We start from the raw sequence: 18,497 nt of genomic DNA, 5'->3' as shown, positions 1-18,497 counted from the left end.
AAAACTATTAAAATCATTGCGCATTTATGCAACGCTAAATACCAATAGGAATTTCAATGACAAATTCAGTACCCTTACCCAGTTGTGATTCACAACTTAATTTTCCATCATGTTTTTCTTCCACAATTTGACGAGCGATCGACAGTCCTAAACCTGTTCCTTTCCCTACTGCTTTAGTTGTAAATAGATGGTTAAATATTCGATTTTTCACTTTTTCAGACATTCCACAACCATTATCTTGAATGCTAATTTTTACCATTTGAGTTGCATCGTCTAAATTTGTTGTTAACATAATCTTATAGGGATTTTGCTTCATTTGTGCCATTGAACGCCCTTCGCTCATCTCATCAAACACATCAATAGCATTAGCAATAATATTCATAAACACTTGGTTTAACTGTCCCGGAAATCCCAGAATTTGTGGCAAATTTCCATAGTCTTTAATAATATTAATTTCTGGACGAAATTCATTCCCTTTCAAGCGATGTTTGAGAATTAACAAAGTGCTATCAATTCCTTCATGGAAGTCAAAAGCTACTTTTTGTTCTCGATCGCTACGGGAGAAAATACGCATTGATTTACTAATTTCAGCAATGCGGTTAACCCCTGTTTGCATATCAGCGAGCATTGGGGGTAAATCTTCTAACACATATTCTAGCTTAATTTCTTCCGCATAAGCTTTGACTTGTTCCCCTGGTGGATGATTTTGTTGATAGATTTCTAAATAATTCAGCAAATCTTGTATTGCTTCCTCCACTTGACTAATATTACCCGAAATAAAGCCTAATGGATTATTAATTTCATGGGTAATACCAGACATCATTTGCCCTAGAGCTGACATTTTTTCACTCTGAACCAGTTGCACTTGTGCTTCTTGTAATTCTGTTAAAGACTGTTCTAATTGTTGAGCATAATCTTGAGATTTTTGATAGAGTTGGGCATTTTCTAAAGAAATTGCTGCTTGAGAACACAACAGTTTCAACACTTCAACTCGTTGTTCAGTAAATACTCCTGTGGTTAAGTTATTTTCTAAATATAAAATTCCTAAAAATGCTCCACGACTGCATAACGGTAAACATAATAAACTCTGGGGTTGATGTTGGATGAAGTAGTCATCGGATGCAAATTGAGTTGGAGATGAAACTTGATCAAGATTGAGTGGTTCTAAACGGCGTTTGACTAAGTTAATTATACTCACAGGAACAGCAAAACTCTCTGCAACTGGTATAGATTTTTCAGTGCAAGAAATCGCTTCATCATTCGCATTGTGATTGGAAATGGCTTTAACTGTTAACTGTTCAGCTTCAGATAAGATTAAAACTCCTTTGGAAGCACCTGCATTTTCCATCATCACTTGCATTAACTGACAAATTAATTGATTCAGTTCAATTTGACTGGATAATGCTTGAGATGCTTTGATTACACTTGTAAAGTCTAGTACGTCTGAAATTCCAGCAGTATTGTTGTTAATTGTGGATTGAGTATAACTATCTGTATTTCCTAAACTGGCAATAGTTTTGAAAGGATTGAGACTAATTTTTTGTTGTTCTAAAATGGGTGCTAATAATTCAGGATAACGTTGTTCTAAGTCTTTGATTTTGGCTTTAGCTCCCCAATGAGAATAGCAATAGTAAGCTTCTATCATGTAGGTTTGAGCAACTTTTTTTCGTCCTAACCCTAGATAAAATTTAGCTGCTAATTCGTTAGCGATCGCTTCTTCTTGGATATATTCGTTTGCTTTTGCACCTGCAATAGCTTTGTCGTAAAGTTCCATTGCTTCTAGTTTTTTGCCCATAACTCGGTGTTTTTCTGCTTCTACTAAATCATATTTATGTTGGTGATTCATCGGGGCGTGTTTTGCCCATTGCTGTTGCAGTTTTGCTTGGTTTTCTTCTACCTGTTGTAATATTTTTGATGTGTTTGGCGATCGTGAACTCAAAGTTGCCAAAGCGGTTAAAGAATCATAGAAATAAAACACAGACTCACAAAATGTTCCAGCGCCAACCATCCAATAAAATTTGACTTCAACTGCATGGTTTTGAGCTGATTCAATTTCCCCAAATAGGTAGGAAAGCATCAGTTTATATATATGGAAGAAATATAATCCCAACCTGTCATGAGCAGAAAGTAGTTGGGATAGAAATTCAGTTTCATTGAGAACTTCTCCAGACAAAACACTAGGATACTCCCCAACCTCCACCCCCAGCAAATTTAAAATTGATTGCAAATACATTCGACACCAACTCGCTGTTGTCAATTGATTCAATTGCAGCAACCCATTGCAGTAGGTGCGAGTCTCTTGCTCTAAAGTTGCAAGACGTTGACCACACCAAAAAGAATTCAGACAGAAAGCTTGAGCATTATATCCTGCCATTTCCCGGTCTCCGACTTCTAAGCCAAATGCATAACCCTCTTGCAGGAGTAACAGTGTTTCTTTAATATGAGATTTGCGGTGTAATATATATAGCCCCATCACGATGAATAACTGTGGTTTGATAGCTTTTGCATTCTGTTGGGAGACGACTTGAAGTGCCAACTGACCAAACTTAACACCTTGTTCGATATCTTGCCTTATGTTACAAGCGATCAGACCATAAGAGACATAACCAATAGCTGAAGCTGATGTATTACCATATTGAATGGATAGTTTCACTGTGGAGGCAGCCAATAATGGATACAATGGAGAGCCAGAAATGGCAACAACTGCCATGATGCTATTGACAATTTGAACAATAGCGATTTGTTCTGCATCAGTCATCGTTGGCAGTTCAACTAAGTTTTCAATTTCCCGGTCTCCAATCAGTTTGTCAATTTCCGCCATTCCCTGTTGAATATCCTTTTGTGTGGGTTCTTCGGGAAAGTTAATAGCAAACTTTTGTAATAGTTGTAGGCCAATAGTAATGGCTTCTGTTAGTTTATTCCCAGAAGCATTTGCTTGGATTCTAATTCGGTAAACATTGACTTGTTCTAGGACAGATTTTGCCTGAGTGATAACCGCTTCAATAAATTTTTCCATCGCCTCAAAATCACCACAGAGTGAAGCGAATTCTGCTGCTAAATCATGGAATGCTAAACTCATTTCATATTTATGTTGCCAAGCATTTTCTCCTAGTAAAGACAAACCAATTTTGGCATATTCACGACCTGCTTGATAAGCAGTAGAGGTTCTCGCTTTACGACAGGCAATTAAATTAAGTTGAGCGAGTTCATCTCTTTCTTGTGGTGCTGCAATTAATTCAAAACCATAATTCAATTGATTGACAATCTCAAAAATTCTTTCTTCTCGTTCAAATTCAGGCGTATTCTTCAACAACAGTTGACCAATTTTATAGTGAGTTTCTTTTTTAGAATCTTCAGGAATTAAAGAATAAGCAGCTTGTTGAATTCGGTCATGTAAGAATTTATAACAGGCTGAAATATGACTTTCTGTTGTTGATTGAATTTCTTGGGTATCAATCGTATAAAACTTATAGACTTCTGTCGTCGGTAAAATCAATCCTTCTTTCAATGCTACCCATAAATCTGTAGCGGTTTTTAACTCAGAAGTCTGTCTAACAATTGCCAGCGTTTCTAAATCAAATTGGTTGCCAATACAAGCAGCAAATTTGAGGCAATCCTGAGTTAGAGGATTCAACTTTTGCAACCGTTTGCTCACAAATTCGACAACATCTTCACTCACTGATGCTAATTTAACCAGGGCTAAATCGCATTCCCAAAACCCTTCTTTTGAATTAAAATAAATCAGTTTATCCTCATATAATGCTTTCAAAAATTGAGTAGTAAAGAAAGGATTTCCTTGAGTTTTTTGATAAACTGCTTGAGTTAATGGTAAGGCTTTTTGTAAAGAACAATATAACGTATCTGCTACTAATTGGCTTAAATCATTTTGTTGCAATGGTGCTAATGTAATTGTATTAACAATTCCTTGATTTTTATCAATTTCATCTAATGTCAACATCAATGGATGAGCCGAATTTACTTCATTATATCGATAAGCTCCAATTAACAATAAATATTGACTATCACCATCACTCATCAACAGCTTAATTAGGCTCAATGAAGCTGAATCTACCCATTGTAAATCATCTAAGAAAATGACTAATGGATGGTCTTTTGTGGTAAAAACCTGAATAAATTTTTGAAACAGTAAATTAAACCGATTTTGGGCAGCAGTTCCTGATAATTCAGTAACAGCAGGTTGAGAACCAATAATCTTTTCCAGTTCAGGAATAACTTCAATAATAACCTGTCCATTTTCCCCAACTGCTTTTAATATTTTATCTTTCCATTGCTGGAGTTTGGCATCATTTTCACTCAACAATTGCCCCATCAAATCCCGCAAGGCGATTACAAAAGCACGAAACGGAATATTGCGTTGAAACTGGTCAAATTTCCCTTTAATAAAATATCCCCTTTGCCGGACAATAGGTTTATGAACTTCATTGACAACCGCTGTTTTTCCCACTCCAGAATATCCTGCAACTAGGATCATTTCTGAACTTCCCCCCAAGAGCGCTCCCCCTTCCGTCCCCCTTACCAAGGGGGAGACCAGCAGATGCTTCGCTTTTATTTCTCCCTTTTGAAAAGAATGCTGAGAGGAGATAGGATTAGCAACACGCTCAAAAGCATCTAATAATTGTTGAACTTGTTGCTGTCGTCCATAGAGTTTTTCGGGAATAATAAAATGGTCGTAAATATCTCGTTTGCCAATTTCAAATAATTCAATTCTCCCATTATTTTCTAATTGTTCTAAGCAGGTTTCTAAATCTTTTTGAATTCCCCAAGCACTCTGATAACGCTCTTCAGCATTTTTGGCCATCAATTTTAGAATAATATTAGACACTACTTCGGGAATTTTTTTTCTATTACTTAAAGAACTAGGCATTTTCGCAATATGACAATGAACTAATTCCATCGGTTCTGTTGTTTCAAAGGGCAGTTTTCCACTTAATAATTCATACAAAGTGACACCAAAAGAATAAAAATCAGTTCGATAATCAATTCCTCGATTCATTCGTCCAGTTTGTTCTGGAGAAATATAAGCTAGAGTTCCTTCTAAAATATTAGGATTTTTCAGAATTTGGGTTTCTTTTGGCAGTAAAGAAGCAATACTAAAGTCAATCAGTTGAATTTCAAAGGTTGCCGGATGAATTAAAATATTTGCAGGTTTAATATCTTTATGAATAATACGATGCTGATAAAGTCCGGCTAAAATTTCAGCCAGTTGAATTCCAATGGTTAGACATTGACTCAAACTCAAAGAATTATCTTGAGTATACTCATCAATAGAAATATAACCTTCATCCGCCATAACTAAGATTAAACTATTACGATAGTTTTCCAGAGCGAGGGGTTGGACAACTCCAGGTAAGTTCAGATTCTTTGTCATAGTGTATTGATGGCGAAATTGCACTAACTCATAAAAACTAGGATATTCACTGCGTAATAATTTTAGGATAACAGGTTGGTTGTTTGAGATATTTTGAGCACGATAAACTAAAGATTTTTTTCCTTGATGAATACATTCAATTGTCTGATAATTTTGAAAGTTTAAAGTCTGATTATCGTTCATATTTATGCTCCCGGTCTATTTTAAATTCAAGTTTTTATTAATTTCATGGATCTAAAAATACTGTTTATGTAGACACTCCATCAATAGAAACAGCTATTTCGATTTTATAACTTATATTATGTCCGGATAATTAGTGATGAAAAAACTTATCATGAGTGCTTAAACAGTAAATCTTTCCCTACTCCCCTACTCCCCTGGTCCCCTACTATTTTAATAATAACTATTCAACCGGACATGATATTATTATCCGGACATTATATTAATCATACTTACTAACACTTTGTCATCAATAAATGGCTGACAATTGATAAACAACACAATCAATAGACTTTTTTATTTACATATGTCTATTTTAAATCTAAAATTTTTTGATAAAATCCGTGAAAACACTGATGTTATATAGAATCTGATTAAATACTTATCTTATTCTAAAGAAGGAAGGCAGAAGGGAAGAAATAAGGGAAGAAATAAGGAAAGAAGGTACAAAATTTTTTATCAACTAATTATCCGGATTCCATATTACAAATATTTTATAGTGGATAATCTTCCTCTACTTGTTAGTAATAATTATCAATATATTTCAAGTATAGTATAAGTTTTGGATGAAACCTTCCTACTCTTATTGTTGTTTGCTATTATTTTAAGTACTAAATAAAATATAATTAAAATTGTTATTTTTGAGTTAAAATAGGAGCAATCGCCATGATAAATAAATATAAATAATCGGAAACAAAACTATGACTAATCAGTCTACTTTAGCTAAAGATAAAAAAAACCAGAAGCCCGGAATTAGACTAACTGGAAATCAGAAAAGTTGGCTAATATCTGCTCATGTTATTTCTGGAGCAATTTGGTTTGGCACTGCTCTTTCTATGGTGATTATGGTTATTAAAAATCTTAACACTACTAACGGCGATGAACTTTACGCAATTAATTCAGTTGTCAAATTATTAGATGATTGGGTAGTTATTCCAGCAGCTAATTTAAGTTTGTTGACTGGAGCGTTAATTTGCTGGCTCACAGTTTGGGGATTTTTTAAGTTTTATTGGGTAATTGTTAAGTGGGTTATGACTGTCACATTAATTACTTTTGGCTCGTTTTGGTTAGGACCTTGGACTAATGCTATGACTTCTATTTCTAACACTGAAAGATTACAAGCATTAAATAATCCTCTATTTATGTTTGATACTAAAGGAATAGTTATTGGTGGTTCTATTCAAATTTTAAGCCTGATTTTTATCTTTATTATTTCCTTTGTGAAACCTTGGGGACGACGAGACGCGCTACGCGCAAGTCAGAAGTCAGAAGTCAGAAGTTAGAAGTAATCCCTGACTGAGTTTTAGCATTTATAATTGGCCTAACCGATTTATGTAGTGCTATATGATCTCAAATCCGGTTAAACAACCATAGAATAGTTAAGTCTTTAGAATTCAGCAATTCTGCAATTTCCTACGGAATGCTTCGCAAACAGAATTCAGGAGAAGAAAGATAAGACAAGATGAGGGTAGTTATGACAATTGGATAATTTTTTTATGTCCAATTAAGCGGATTTGATATAACTACATGAATTAAAAATAGGAGTCAGGAATCAGAATGATATTATGCCCGGATCACAGTGCGATAGAACTCCGTTTTGCTGACGCATAGCTCCGCTGAACGCTGAAGCGACCAAAAAACTTTCTCTTTCTTCTTCTTTCTTCCCTCCTGACTCGGTCTGACTAACTTCCCCTCCTGGGAGGGGGAGGGGCTAGGGGTGGGTTGACTCCTAAAGAATTAAGATTAATATCATGCACTAATTCAACAACGCCAGTTTTGCTGACCCAAAAGTGACATCAAATTTTTCACACCAAACCACAACATTTGGATAATCTTGCCAATTTATTCCTCCTGGAATGTCATAAACTTGTTCTCCTGTAAAACTTTTTAAATCTCCCAAACGCACATAATTTTCTGCTGTATAACTTCCCGGACGATTTTCTTTATGTAATAACAATTTTACTGCCGGACCTTCAATAGCAGAAAAGTTTTCCGCTAACCGCACTTGAGTTTTACTACCTACTTGAATAATTTCTGCTGTACCTTCTGTATCTTCCCCCGGAGTAATAGTTACAAATTCTCCAGAAGCTAAAACAGTATTTGCCTGAGCTAAAGTCGGATAATTAGAAATAGAAGCAACAAGAATTTCTGGGGATAAAGTTTGAGATTGTGCATCTGGACAAACTTGTTTTTCCCAATCACATTTAGATAAATGTTTGTCTTGCCAACTCAGAGAAATTTCTAACAAATCCCGACTTCCTGTGATTCCTTGCCCTAAAAATACTAGAATTGCCAAACAGTTTAAAGCAGTATGAATTTTGCGCCATTTATGAGTTCTATCTTTATATATTTCTGGCACAATAGCCAAAGAAAAAATCATCAATATTGAAGCAATTAAACCATAATAAAAATGAGAAAATGCCCACTCATAGTCACGTCGAAAAACACCATCTTGAAAACCTAAAATTACGATACCTGCTCCAGTCAAAGTAGCAAATATTCCTCGCCATAATTTAGATTTAGCTTGATAAAGAAATACTAGAGAAGCAACTGTAGCAATAAATATCGTTACTATTAATATTGCTAAAGCCATATTTTCACTTTTAAAATCTTTAAAAATACCTTTAAAATATATGGAATAAGCAATAGCAACTAAAGTTATTCCGACAACGGAACCCGTTAACCAATTACCTATTTTTCGATGTTCCGGTCCTACCACTGGAGGAATTTTACTTTTACTTTTATCCGCAGTTTGTAGCCTTCGTTGACGAGCTTGCCAAGCCAAGTTGACAACTATACCAATAATTGGGAAAACCACCACAACAGCCAAAGTTGGATGTATTAATCCCGCAATATCTTTTGGATTCATGTTTAACTCTCTGGATATAACTTTACATAGTATATTTAAGCAGATTGATGGGAAGTTAAATTATTTTTTGCAGAAAATTTTATAAAAATTAGGTGTTAGGAGATATTGGCAAAATTGAGAATAGTTTAAAGGTATTAAATTCTATATGCTGGTATAAAAATTCTATTGTTACTGAAGCATTCTCAGAACTGAGAATTAGAGATGATAATTTCTAGAAAAAGAGTAAATTGTGTGAGAAATAAAAATGCAAAATCTTGCTTTGGGTTTAGAAGGTCTTGCTCTAGTGGTATTTGCTAAGAGGCTGTTTGTAAAGAATTATGAAGTATTAGTAGCGATCGCTCCCTGTCAGAACTTCAAAATTAGATGCGTTTGCCCTGCAATTCTCCCATTATATCATGTCCGATTGAATACTTACACTTTGTAGGAGGTAAGGTAAAAGGCAGGAGGCAGGAGGCAGAAGTGGTGCGACCCCGCGGGGCGCGTCAGACGCAAGCGGTCGGAACCCGGCGCCATTCGGAGCGGCTCTGTCAAGAGCTGGTTTCCTCGCCATGGGAATGCCGACCAAGAGAGGGAATGCGCACTCCTGTGAGGAAAGAAAAGGTTAAAAGGGAAAAGGTTTTTTGATCACTGATTATCCGGACATGATATTAATATTTATTTTTTAGTTAACTTTAACTTCATGAGACTTGATGAGAAGATTTTGGCGATCGCCGTTTTTTAGCTATCAACTGTTTTTGATCGCACCCTGGATGTTTTGCCATAACTGCGATATGATTATAAGTTAGGCGTAACAAAAACGCCTCCCAAAAATTGGCCTAGTCCCAATTTTTTTCCCCTAAAAACTAATACGGAGCCTCTATGCGAGCAATTCGCCAATTAGAAACGAATTCGCCTGTCGTTGTAGACGAAGTGTCAGAACCTATCTTGAAAGACGGAGATGTTCTCGTAAGAATTGAGGCAGCCGGTGTACTCAGTTATCACGAAGACGTGTTGGCCAGTCGTCTCGGATACGCTTTGCCAGAACATCCGTTTACGCCTGGTAACGATGGAGTCGGAATCGTTGAAGCAACTGGAAAAACTGTAGTCCATGTTTCTGTGGGCGATCGAGTCGCAATCGACCCGCGGATCTTTGCTCGCGAAAATGTTTCAGAACCAGACGGTATGCTATTAGCGCTCACGGGTTTAAGCAGTGGTGCTGTCGAGGTTCAGAAGCTATGGCCAGACGGGACGTGGGCGGAAAAAGTCGCGGTTCCCAGTGAGAACGTGACCAAACTACCTACTATTGCCGGGATGGACGGAGTGGGATGGTCCCGGTTGCACAAGTTCGCAGTGTGTTACGGGGGACTCTCACGAGCGCAACTAGCTGGCGGTGATACGGTGGCTGTGCTCGGCGCAACCGGTAATTTCGGCTCACCGGCCGTGCCTTTGTCCCTCGCAATGGGAGCGTCAAAAGTCATTGCTCTTGGACGCAATGAGTCTGTCCTGGACAAACTGAGCAAGCTAAGTCCACGAGTATTTCCAGTGAAACTTATGGGAGACCCGGAAGTCGATATCGCTGAACTAAGAAAAATTGTTCCTGGCGGGATCGACCTTGGCATCGATTTAATTGGGCAAGCTAAGGACTCGAGTGGAATTCAAGCTGTGATTGGCGGCCTTCGTAACGGCGGGCGAGTTGCGATTCAAGGCTCTATGAATGTCCCGCTCGAACTCCCCTACAACAGCATCATGGCTCGTGATATCACGATCCTTGGAGCATTTATGTACCCACGCGATACCTTTAGGAAACTGGGCGTGCTCGTCGAATCTGGCACCCTCGATCTGGACTGCGTGGAGGTTAATATGTTCCCGTTGGAAGAAATCAACAAGGCAATGCAAAGAGCCGCGGAGATACGGGGGCTCGGCCACGTTGTCCTCACCCCGTAGCCTTTATGTGGAGCTATATGCTACAGAGGGCGAGGATGGGCAGGATACGGATACTGTTGGTCAGAAGCAGCAAATGTTGATTTTTCACAACTATCTGAAGCTCTAAATGCAGTTGGAAAAAAAGGAAGATATTCAACTCCAAAAAGCCATCCTCTGAAAAGTTGGTGGAAAAATGCTTCTAGTCCAGATAATTAGCGATAAAAAAACTTTATCCCTTCTGCCTTCCTTTCTCCATAGTGTAAGTATTCAACCGAACACAATCTTGTATAGCTCAGAAAGAATTGGTTAGGACTTATGCGAATGACGAATCTTAGACTAGAAAATGTTTTTCCAACTGTTCCCTGTTCCCTGTTCCCTGTTGCCAAAAATCAACTAAACCAAACTAACCCACTCACAGTCAGAATTATTAGTACTAACGCGACCCAAACAAATTGATTATCTTTTGTATTAACTTGACTAGGATCGACAACTTCTAACTTCAGAGTTTTTGGCTTCGGTGGCGGTGATTTAACTTTGGAAGTCATAGTGCTACCTCTACGATCTTTAGCATCACTTTCAGATATTGCCCCCAAGTCAGGAATTTTAGTCATCCACTCTTGTCTAGTTCTCAATACAGGTGCTTCGAGAATTACTAATATACGTTTTGCTTGTTGGCGGGTTTCTAAACGAGGATGACGAGTTAGTTGTTTACAAAGGTCTGTTGCTTCTTGAATTTGGCCAGCAGCTTGATATGCTGTCACTAACCAGATTTGTACCTCTCCCCCAAATCTTGAATTCAGCTCAATATTGTCTTTAGCAGTTTCTAAATGTTGTACTGAATTACGGTATTGACCCCGCTCAAAGGCATATTTGCCAGCTTTATATTCAGTTTCAAATAATGTTAGGTTTTCTGGACTCACAATTCCTATTAATTAGTTTTTGATATATTGAAAATTAATCTTGATAATTATAGCAATCTTTTGATCGAAGTATATTCAACCCGCTGTGATTGTAGCAATGTACAAAAATAATGCTCAACTTATCTGACTGATATTTTAGCCTTATGTGGAAATAAAAAATTAAGTATAGCAAAGTTTTTGGTAATTGGTGCTATGGGAAATAGTGCAGCAACTCCGCGTTGGCCAAATGCAAGTGGCCTCTGTTCCCTACTATATATCTTTGATAACAAAAAAAACCTGAGATTCTCCTGTTTCGTTTTCAGAAGAAGCCCAGTTATGGAATTTTTATTTATAGCAGTCGAAGCAAAGGTTAGGACAGATTAAAAGCTTAAAACTCAGACAACGCAAGGTTTTTCCTTCTTCCTTCTTTCTTCTTCCTTCTTTCTTCTGCCATATTTGTATTCAATATTAAAATTTATAGTAGATGCAATTATAATTTAATTTCTTAGTGAGAGTGACGACGACGGGAAAGGAACATTCCACCACCGATGAATGCTAGAGCTGCAATACTGCCAGGTTCTGGTACACGAATTTTTTTCTTGGCAGTGAATTTCTTGTATGTTAGTTCAGAGATAGCACCACTTGTACCACCAAAGTCAACCTCCAAAAATCTAACTCCTTCAAGACCTCCATTACCAAAATAGAAATCCCAGACAGAGTTATCGAGCTCTACAGATTCATCGTGGGTAGCTTGAAAATATGTAGCGTGGCGAGAAGAATTGGATTCAGCATAGGATTCGTCATAGCCTTGCTTATCCGCAAGACCCAAATTATTCAATGAAATAATACCCCCCTCCAAATTCTCTAATGCGATTTCAAAGCCATCAACTCCCAGAAGGTTTCTGCCATTTTCATCCTTAGCTTGCAAGGTTATCTTATTAGCATCTGTATAATCGTAATCCAGAAATTCTATATGTTTTAGGAAAACGTCTTCATCAAACTCAAATTGGATGACGCCACCGCTTCTATTATCGTCTGGGGTTTCATTGATATTATTGTTACTGTCTGCTACTCTGTCATTCTCCTGAACAATTAATACATTACCCCGTGTTTCAGTGTCTAAACTTCCTCCAGTTGCTAAGTCAGGGTCTCCATTTGTATTGCCGTCAGTCGTAACATTACAGTTACCTGTAATGGGGTCGCCTTCAGTCTCATAATCTGAATAACCAGGGTTACAGCTACTGTTTAACAGGGTTACAACTTTATTAGTACCACTACTAATAGTAACTCCCATAGAATCTGTCCATTCGTCATCGATAATTGTACCTGCGACAAATCCTTCAAAGTCAAGTGTAAAGTTTTCCCAAGTACCATCAACTTCTCCATTGTTTCCGTTTTGGGAAGTTGTGTCAGGAGGAACTATAGGAGCTGCTGTGTAAACAGGATTTGTGTACTCTTTAAGTTTACTACTGCCTTCGCGGTTCGCTCCCACACTCTTGAGGCGTGTTGCCCAACCTTCTTGAAATTGGCTTAAATCTAAATCTTCGGTATCGTGGCTGATTCTAAATGTGATACTGCTGAAATCGTCCCCACCGTTTATACCACCAGAGTCGCCAATTCTTAGTCCCACATCAAAGTCTTTGGGCCCAGAACCGTTTATGGTTGTTCCATTTCCGAGTCTATTGTCTGCGCTGTTTGCACCAGTAGAGGTGTTTGTAATGAAGTTTGTTGTTGCTCCATCAGGAGCAGTAGCAGTTATTGCTTCAAAAGTTAAACCAGGAATTAAAGCTTCATTTGCCAGGTGGAACCAAACCCCGGAAATATCGGCAATACCGTCACCAGTATCATTAACTTTAATTGTAACCTCAATTGAACCTGGGTCGGTAACAGACTCCCTTAATAGATAATCTACACCTGCATCATTATTCCCTGATGATGAGAACTCTAAGGTAGCAGCAGCATTTGCTGGAGAAAACATTGTAGTGCTGAGAGCAACACCTGTGGCTATGAATGCGCTTTTTCCGAATAATGTTGCTTTAGATAGTAGGGAATCAGTTTTTGTGGTTTTCATTTATATACTCCAAACTTAGTAATATTTAACTTCTATAATATAGAGCAGAAATCAGTATATTATTTGCGATTTCTACTTGCTTGTCTTTCTTTTACTATAATGCACTACTTCTACACAAACTGCAAGGATAAAAGATAAGAATTTACTATAACAATATAATTATGTATTTTCAAGGATATATTTATTTCTAGAATTTTTGCCAAAAATACAGTAACAATACTGATGACAAGCAGTTGAAATTAGATTAAATAAACTGTTTTTTGTAGTGGCTAAGTGATCTCACTTAAATAAATACCGAAGACTTATTTGACTCAGAAAAATTTATTGATTTGTGGAGTTTATGTGAAATTGACATCCTCCCGACGCTGCTCTAGGAGACAGCGCGGGATTCCTTAACATCACTGCTAGGGGCTTTCTGTTTCATAGCACCCGCCTTCCGAGATTTACTCTCCTCGGGTCTTACAGTCGCTCCACAGACTGACACTGCGAGTCCCGCAGCCTTCTTGGTGGGCGTTCCCTTGCGTCTGACGCCGACGCGGGTTCCCATCCGCAAAATATTGATACTTGCATTAATGTCCCGGTCATGGTGGCTACCACACTCTGGACAATTCCACTCTCTGATACTTAGAGGTAATTTATCCACTACATGACCGCAATTAGAACAACGTTTGGAACTAGGAAAGTATCTATCAATCTTGATTAATTCCCGTCCATACCATTGAGCTTTATAGTCTAACTGTCTGACTATTTCTCCCCAGTTAGCGTCACTTATTGCTCTAGCTAACTTATGATTCTTGACCATATTTTTGACTGCCAAATCCTCCACTACCACAGTTTGATTTTCTCTGATTAGTTGGGTTGTCAGCTTGTGAGTATAGTCAAGCCTTGAATCTTTAATTTTTGCGTGTATCCTGGCTACTTTCAGCCTGGCTTTATGGTAGTTATTAGAACCTTTGGTTTTACGAGAAAGTGATTTTTGAGCTAACCTTAGTTTTTTGCGTAATTTGTTCAAATTCTTAGGGTTAGCAACTTTTTCTCCATCACTTGTAGTCACTAAACTGGTAATTCCTAAGTCAATGCCTAAGAGTTTATTGGTTGGCTTGAGTTTTAAATCTCTGGTATCATTGACTCTCAACGAAACAGACCATCTACCAGAGGGATCAAGTTTAACTGTTATTGTAGTTGGTACACAACCAAGTGGTAGTTGCCTACTCCATCTTATTGGTAATGGTTCTGTACATTTCGCTAAATAAACTTGACCATCTTTCCACTTAAAAGCCGATTTTGTAAACTCAGAACTACCACCATTACGTTTTTTCTTGAAGTTAGGATATTTGGCACGCCCACTAAAAAAATTAGCGAAGGCAGTTTGCAGATGCCTTAAACCTTGCTCTCCGTGGTACACAGCTTACTTCTGTTAAGAATTGTAAGTCCTCCTGCTTTTTCCAATTGGTAAGCATAGCTGAGGTTTGGGCATATCCTACCCGTTCCTGTTTCTCATACCAGGCTTGAGTTCTGGCAGCTAAAGCTTTGTTGTAGATTAGGCGTACACATCCCAAAGTCCTCCGCAACAGGTTTTCCTGTTCTGGGGTAGGGTAGAACCTAAATTTGTACGCTTTTTCAACCATCTACTACTGACCGAAAATTTTTCAAACTTTAACATATTATGTGTAAAACCACAACATTGATTGGTTTTCGCGGACGACGCTCTCCCGAAGGGGAGCGCGGGTCTCCAACCAACATTGAGATGAACAATTTCTCTATCTACTTTCTCATATCAAGTCTCATTATATAAAGCTTTAGCTATTTGTGGCCTAAAGTTAATATGGCCAATTATCTAATTCTATTAGTTACATAGACAAAATTAATCATCTCCTCCAAAATAGGGAGTAGTCAGTGGGGGAGTAGGGAGAAATAATTGATGATTTCTGTGGAATAATTGATTTGATTTTTTATTATGGAGATGTATTATATATTGAGATATCAAGTATTCCTATTTCTAAAGCTGTAATATCAAATCCATTGGCTACCGTTCCCGAGAAATTGGAGTAATATAATTCCTTCGATCTTCATACAATGCGTAAGGGCGAATGGCCATTCGCCCCTACAATAGAGTTGTCGCTAAATAGAGGGAAAAAATCGCTCCAACCTAGACAGAGCAATCATTCCAATGCATTTTGGTTGGCAATAGCTACAATCCTTATAGAACAAGGTTTTTGGGGATTTTTTAAGTTATAAAGCGACAAGTCTAATATAGACTAAACCAATCTATAACTGTTTAACCAGATTTAATCACATTCCAAAAGACTAAACTGACTGACAGGATAATCTAGAGGCAGAAATGTATAACCTAATGGCGAACAACTAGACTTCACTACTTTAGTAAAAATAATTCTTGATTCCAGGCGATCGCCACTTGGTAAAAAAGTTATTTCTCCTGTAGCACCCTCGGAACTAAAATTTTCACTTGCTAAAATTTGTTGCAGGGCAATGCGATTTAATTCTTTACGTTCTGGCAGGGTTCCTAATGCTGTAATCAAAGCTCTAGCTGCATCATAAGCAAAAGCTGTACGCCAACTAACAGTTCCTCCCCAAATGTTTTTTGCTTGCAGTGGAAAATCTGGGTCGGGACTATTCAAGCTGTGCCATGGTGTAGCTACCACAACATTTTTCTCTGCTTCTTGAGCGCCAAACTTGAGAGTATAGTTACTATAGAGGTTTTCTCCAGTAATTATCGGTAAATTGAGCTGCCAATTGGCTTTTATTACCTCTATTGCCTTTGCTAAAGTGGAAATATCTGGCAGTAATACAATTGCAGTAGCTTTTTGTTTGTCTGCTCTATCTATAGCAGCACTGGCATTAAAAGAAGTTCTTGATAAATCAAAAATTTCATTCATGTCTTTAACTATTTTGCCACCACCAGCACTGAAACTAACCATAAATTGATTCTTGAGAGATTCACTGTAAATATCATTAGGGTTATCAAACAAAGCTACTTTTTGCTGTTCGTCAGTAGATTGATTAATCAAGTAACTTGCCATTGCTTGAGTCATTGTGGCATCAGATGGTATCATCCTAAAGAAAAAATCATTGGAATTTGATAATTTAGAAGCACTAGCAGTGGGAGAAATTAAAACCAGTTTATTCTGTTCATAAATTGGAGCTACTTTCATCGTAATTTCGCTAAAAGTATGACCAATTACCGCCAAAACTTGACCTGTTAAAACCAGACTATTTGCTACTTTCACTGCTTGCTCTGGAGAGTTGCCATCATCAACAAGAATTACAGTTAAACCCTTACCTCCAATCAAATTATCGCTCAGGTTTATGGCATTCTGAGCTTGAGCAACTCCCCGTAATTTTTCTAGACTATAGTTGAGAGCTTGTGACTCACCTGTCATTGATGCTACAACGGCTATAGTATAAGTATCAGTATTGCTAGCAGCTAGTCTGGCATTATTCAGGTAAATCAGAATTTCTGGATCGTTAAAGTATTTTTTTCTAGCTATTTCTAAAAGTTTGACTGCTTGCAAATAATCACCATCAGCAAAAGCTTTGACTCCCTCTTCTTTTTCTGTGGGTGCGGAACCTGGAATCATAATTTCTTCCCCACAACTCAAATTATCGTTGAGTTTTAAAGGACAAGTTGTTGGTGCTTCTGGTAAAATAGCAATTAAGACGGCGATCGCTCCTAGTGTTAAAAGGGACATCTTGCCTAACCATTTATTTACTTTGGGTGTGGTTTCTTGATATTTCCCCTTGAAGTTCTGTATTTTTTGCTGAAATGGAAGATCAGATAAATAGTTGCTCGTTGCGGGGGTTGGTTGTTTATCCTGGGTAGATTCAACTTCTGCTTGTACTTGCTGGTTGTAGTTAGTAAGACGTTCCAAAATGTCTTCGGTTGTTTGGGGGCGACACTGAGGTAAATTTGCCATCATCTCATCAATTAAGTCTGCTAATGTTTTTGAGATTTGAGTAGCATGGTGTCGCCACATTAATCTACCACTCTGAGGATCGGTAGGCAAATTCCCAGGATCTTTTGCTGTGACTAAATAAACTATAGTTCGGGCAATGGCAAAGACATCCGACTGTCGTGTGATTTTCCCTTCATATTGTTCTGGGGATGTGTAACCTTGAGAAATCATCCCAGTCACATCTTTGCCTTCAAATTGCCTTAAGTATGTTTCTGTAACTTGTCTAGTTGCACCAAAGTCAATTAATGCTAGTTGACCCCATTCCTGCTTTTGGGAATGTTGTTGATTGTCAGTATGATTTTTTCCATTTTCAACCTCCTGTTTGTGGTCTGATGTTTCTCTGGTTTTTTCTGGATCATTTCGTTGCCGTGCAACACTTTCTTGGGTAATTGAAATGGAAGATAAATTATTTGCTCTGCTAGCTTCTTCTGTAGGCAAGTTACCATAAGTTCCAGAGGGTTGTTTTGCTCCATTATGATTCGAGTTCTGTGCTGTGGAGCTACGCAACATGATATTTGTTGGTTTAAGATCCCGATGGATGCAATGATTCTGATGAAGTTTACCAATAATTTCTACTAATTGTGTTATCCAGGCGATCGCTTGTTCTTCTTGTATGGGTTGATTATGATGAATTTGTTGCAACCAGTCCGATAAATTTATACCCTCAATTTTTTCCATTACCAGACAGTGTAATGGTTCATCTCCCGCTTCTGACCAGATAAAGTATCCTTCTGGTTCAACTTTTGGTAATCCAGGTTCGCTTAACTTTGTTAAAACTTTTGCTTCTTCCTCAAACAAAGAAATTACTTGCTCCATTTCTTCGTCTTCTATTTCCCTTGGCACTTGCAATATTTTCATAATTTTTATCGTACCACCATCATCAACTTCCCAAGTTTGACCAAAACCACAGTCTCCAATAAGTCGAATCGCTCGATAGTGCTTTTGTAATATTTGTCCAGGATTAATCATCTTCCTACAAGTTAAAAATTAAAAATCAAAAGTAAAAGTCTATTACAATATACAGACACTGATTAATTGTAGATAATTCAGCAACTTATTAGTGGTGTGACATAGCCAAAATGGTGGATTAGATGGGGGGATGGGAAGATGGGGGGATGGGGAGATGGGGAGATGGGGAGATGGGGAGATGGGGGGAGGGGGAGATGGGGAGATG

At 37.8% G+C, this 18,497-nt stretch carries 8 protein-coding genes and 1 pseudogene; 3 read left to right on the top strand and 6 right to left on the bottom strand.

Features of this window, described 5'->3' with window-relative positions; all coding sequences use genetic code 11:
* Nucleotides 1-34: 34 nt before the first annotated feature.
* The gene (locus F6K15_RS29080; RefSeq protein ID WP_293067885.1) at nucleotides 35-5,572 is read right to left on the bottom strand and encodes an ATP-binding sensor histidine kinase; all 5,538 of its coding nucleotides are present in this window, start codon (nucleotides 5,570-5,572) and stop codon (nucleotides 35-37) included.
* 737 nt (nucleotides 5,573-6,309) lie between these two features.
* Between F6K15_RS29080 and F6K15_RS29075 the strand changes: the two genes are divergently transcribed.
* A complete protein-coding gene (locus tag F6K15_RS29075; RefSeq protein WP_293067882.1) occupies nucleotides 6,310-6,891 on the top strand; it encodes a hypothetical protein in 582 nt (193 codons plus the stop codon).
* A 473-nt stretch (nucleotides 6,892-7,364) separates the two neighbouring features.
* Here the strand turns inward: F6K15_RS29075 and F6K15_RS38695 are convergent, their stop codons facing one another.
* Nucleotides 7,365-8,477 carry a DM13 domain-containing protein gene (locus F6K15_RS38695; protein ID WP_363268934.1) on the bottom strand — a complete coding sequence of 371 codons (1,113 nt, stop codon included), beginning with the start codon at nucleotides 8,475-8,477 and terminating at the stop codon, nucleotides 7,365-7,367.
* Nucleotides 8,478-8,721: 244 nt separating this feature from the next.
* Between F6K15_RS38695 and F6K15_RS29060 the strand changes: the two genes are divergently transcribed.
* On the top strand, nucleotides 8,722-8,901 hold the full coding sequence (locus F6K15_RS29060; protein ID WP_293067880.1) for a hypothetical protein: 180 nt from the start codon (nucleotides 8,722-8,724) through the stop codon (nucleotides 8,899-8,901).
* Nucleotides 8,902-9,335: 434 nt separating this feature from the next.
* A complete protein-coding gene (locus tag F6K15_RS29055) occupies nucleotides 9,336-10,400 on the top strand; it encodes an alcohol dehydrogenase catalytic domain-containing protein (RefSeq protein ID WP_293067878.1) in 1,065 nt (354 codons plus the stop codon).
* 368 nt (nucleotides 10,401-10,768) lie between these two features.
* Here F6K15_RS29055 and F6K15_RS29050 read toward each other — a convergent pair whose 3' ends face one another.
* From F6K15_RS29050 to F6K15_RS29035, 4 genes and pseudogenes are all read right to left on the bottom strand, one after another.
* The gene (locus F6K15_RS29050) at nucleotides 10,769-11,299 is read right to left on the bottom strand and encodes a hypothetical protein (protein WP_293067875.1); all 531 of its coding nucleotides are present in this window, start codon (nucleotides 11,297-11,299) and stop codon (nucleotides 10,769-10,771) included.
* Nucleotides 11,300-11,783: 484 nt separating this feature from the next.
* Entirely contained in the window at nucleotides 11,784-13,349 is a 1,566-nt protein-coding gene (locus tag F6K15_RS29045; protein WP_293067873.1) for a PEP-CTERM sorting domain-containing protein, read from the bottom strand.
* A gap of 370 nt (nucleotides 13,350-13,719) precedes the next feature.
* Nucleotides 13,720-14,977, bottom strand: a pseudogene (locus tag F6K15_RS29040) (RNA-guided endonuclease InsQ/TnpB family protein).
* A gap of 660 nt (nucleotides 14,978-15,637) precedes the next feature.
* The gene (locus F6K15_RS29035) at nucleotides 15,638-18,292 is read right to left on the bottom strand and encodes a bifunctional serine/threonine-protein kinase/ABC transporter substrate-binding protein (protein ID WP_293067871.1); all 2,655 of its coding nucleotides are present in this window, start codon (nucleotides 18,290-18,292) and stop codon (nucleotides 15,638-15,640) included.
* Nucleotides 18,293-18,497 lie beyond the last annotated feature (205 nt).

This window comes from Okeania sp. SIO2B3 (genome assembly GCF_010672525.1).
GTDB lineage: Bacteria > Cyanobacteriota > Cyanobacteriia > Cyanobacteriales > Microcoleaceae > Okeania.
This window is presented reverse-complemented; position numbering and strand designations above follow the sequence as displayed.

Excerpts from the sequence above, each read along its gene's own strand:
- F6K15_RS38695 (WP_363268934.1), bottom strand. The coding sequence starts at position 8,477 with ATGAATCCAAAAGATATTGCGGGATTAATACATCCAACTTTGGCTGTT.
- F6K15_RS29075 (WP_293067882.1), top strand. The coding sequence starts at position 6,310 with ATGACTAATCAGTCTACTTTAGCTAAAGATAAAAAAAACCAGAAGCCC.
- F6K15_RS29080 (WP_293067885.1), bottom strand. The coding sequence starts at position 5,572 with ATGAACGATAATCAGACTTTAAACTTTCAAAATTATCAGACAATTGAA.
- F6K15_RS29035 (WP_293067871.1), bottom strand. The coding sequence starts at position 18,292 with ATGATTAATCCTGGACAAATATTACAAAAGCACTATCGAGCGATTCGA.
- F6K15_RS29060 (WP_293067880.1), top strand. The coding sequence starts at position 8,722 with ATGCAAAATCTTGCTTTGGGTTTAGAAGGTCTTGCTCTAGTGGTATTT.
- F6K15_RS29055 (WP_293067878.1), top strand. The coding sequence starts at position 9,336 with ATGCGAGCAATTCGCCAATTAGAAACGAATTCGCCTGTCGTTGTAGAC.
- F6K15_RS29045 (WP_293067873.1), bottom strand. The coding sequence starts at position 13,349 with ATGAAAACCACAAAAACTGATTCCCTACTATCTAAAGCAACATTATTC.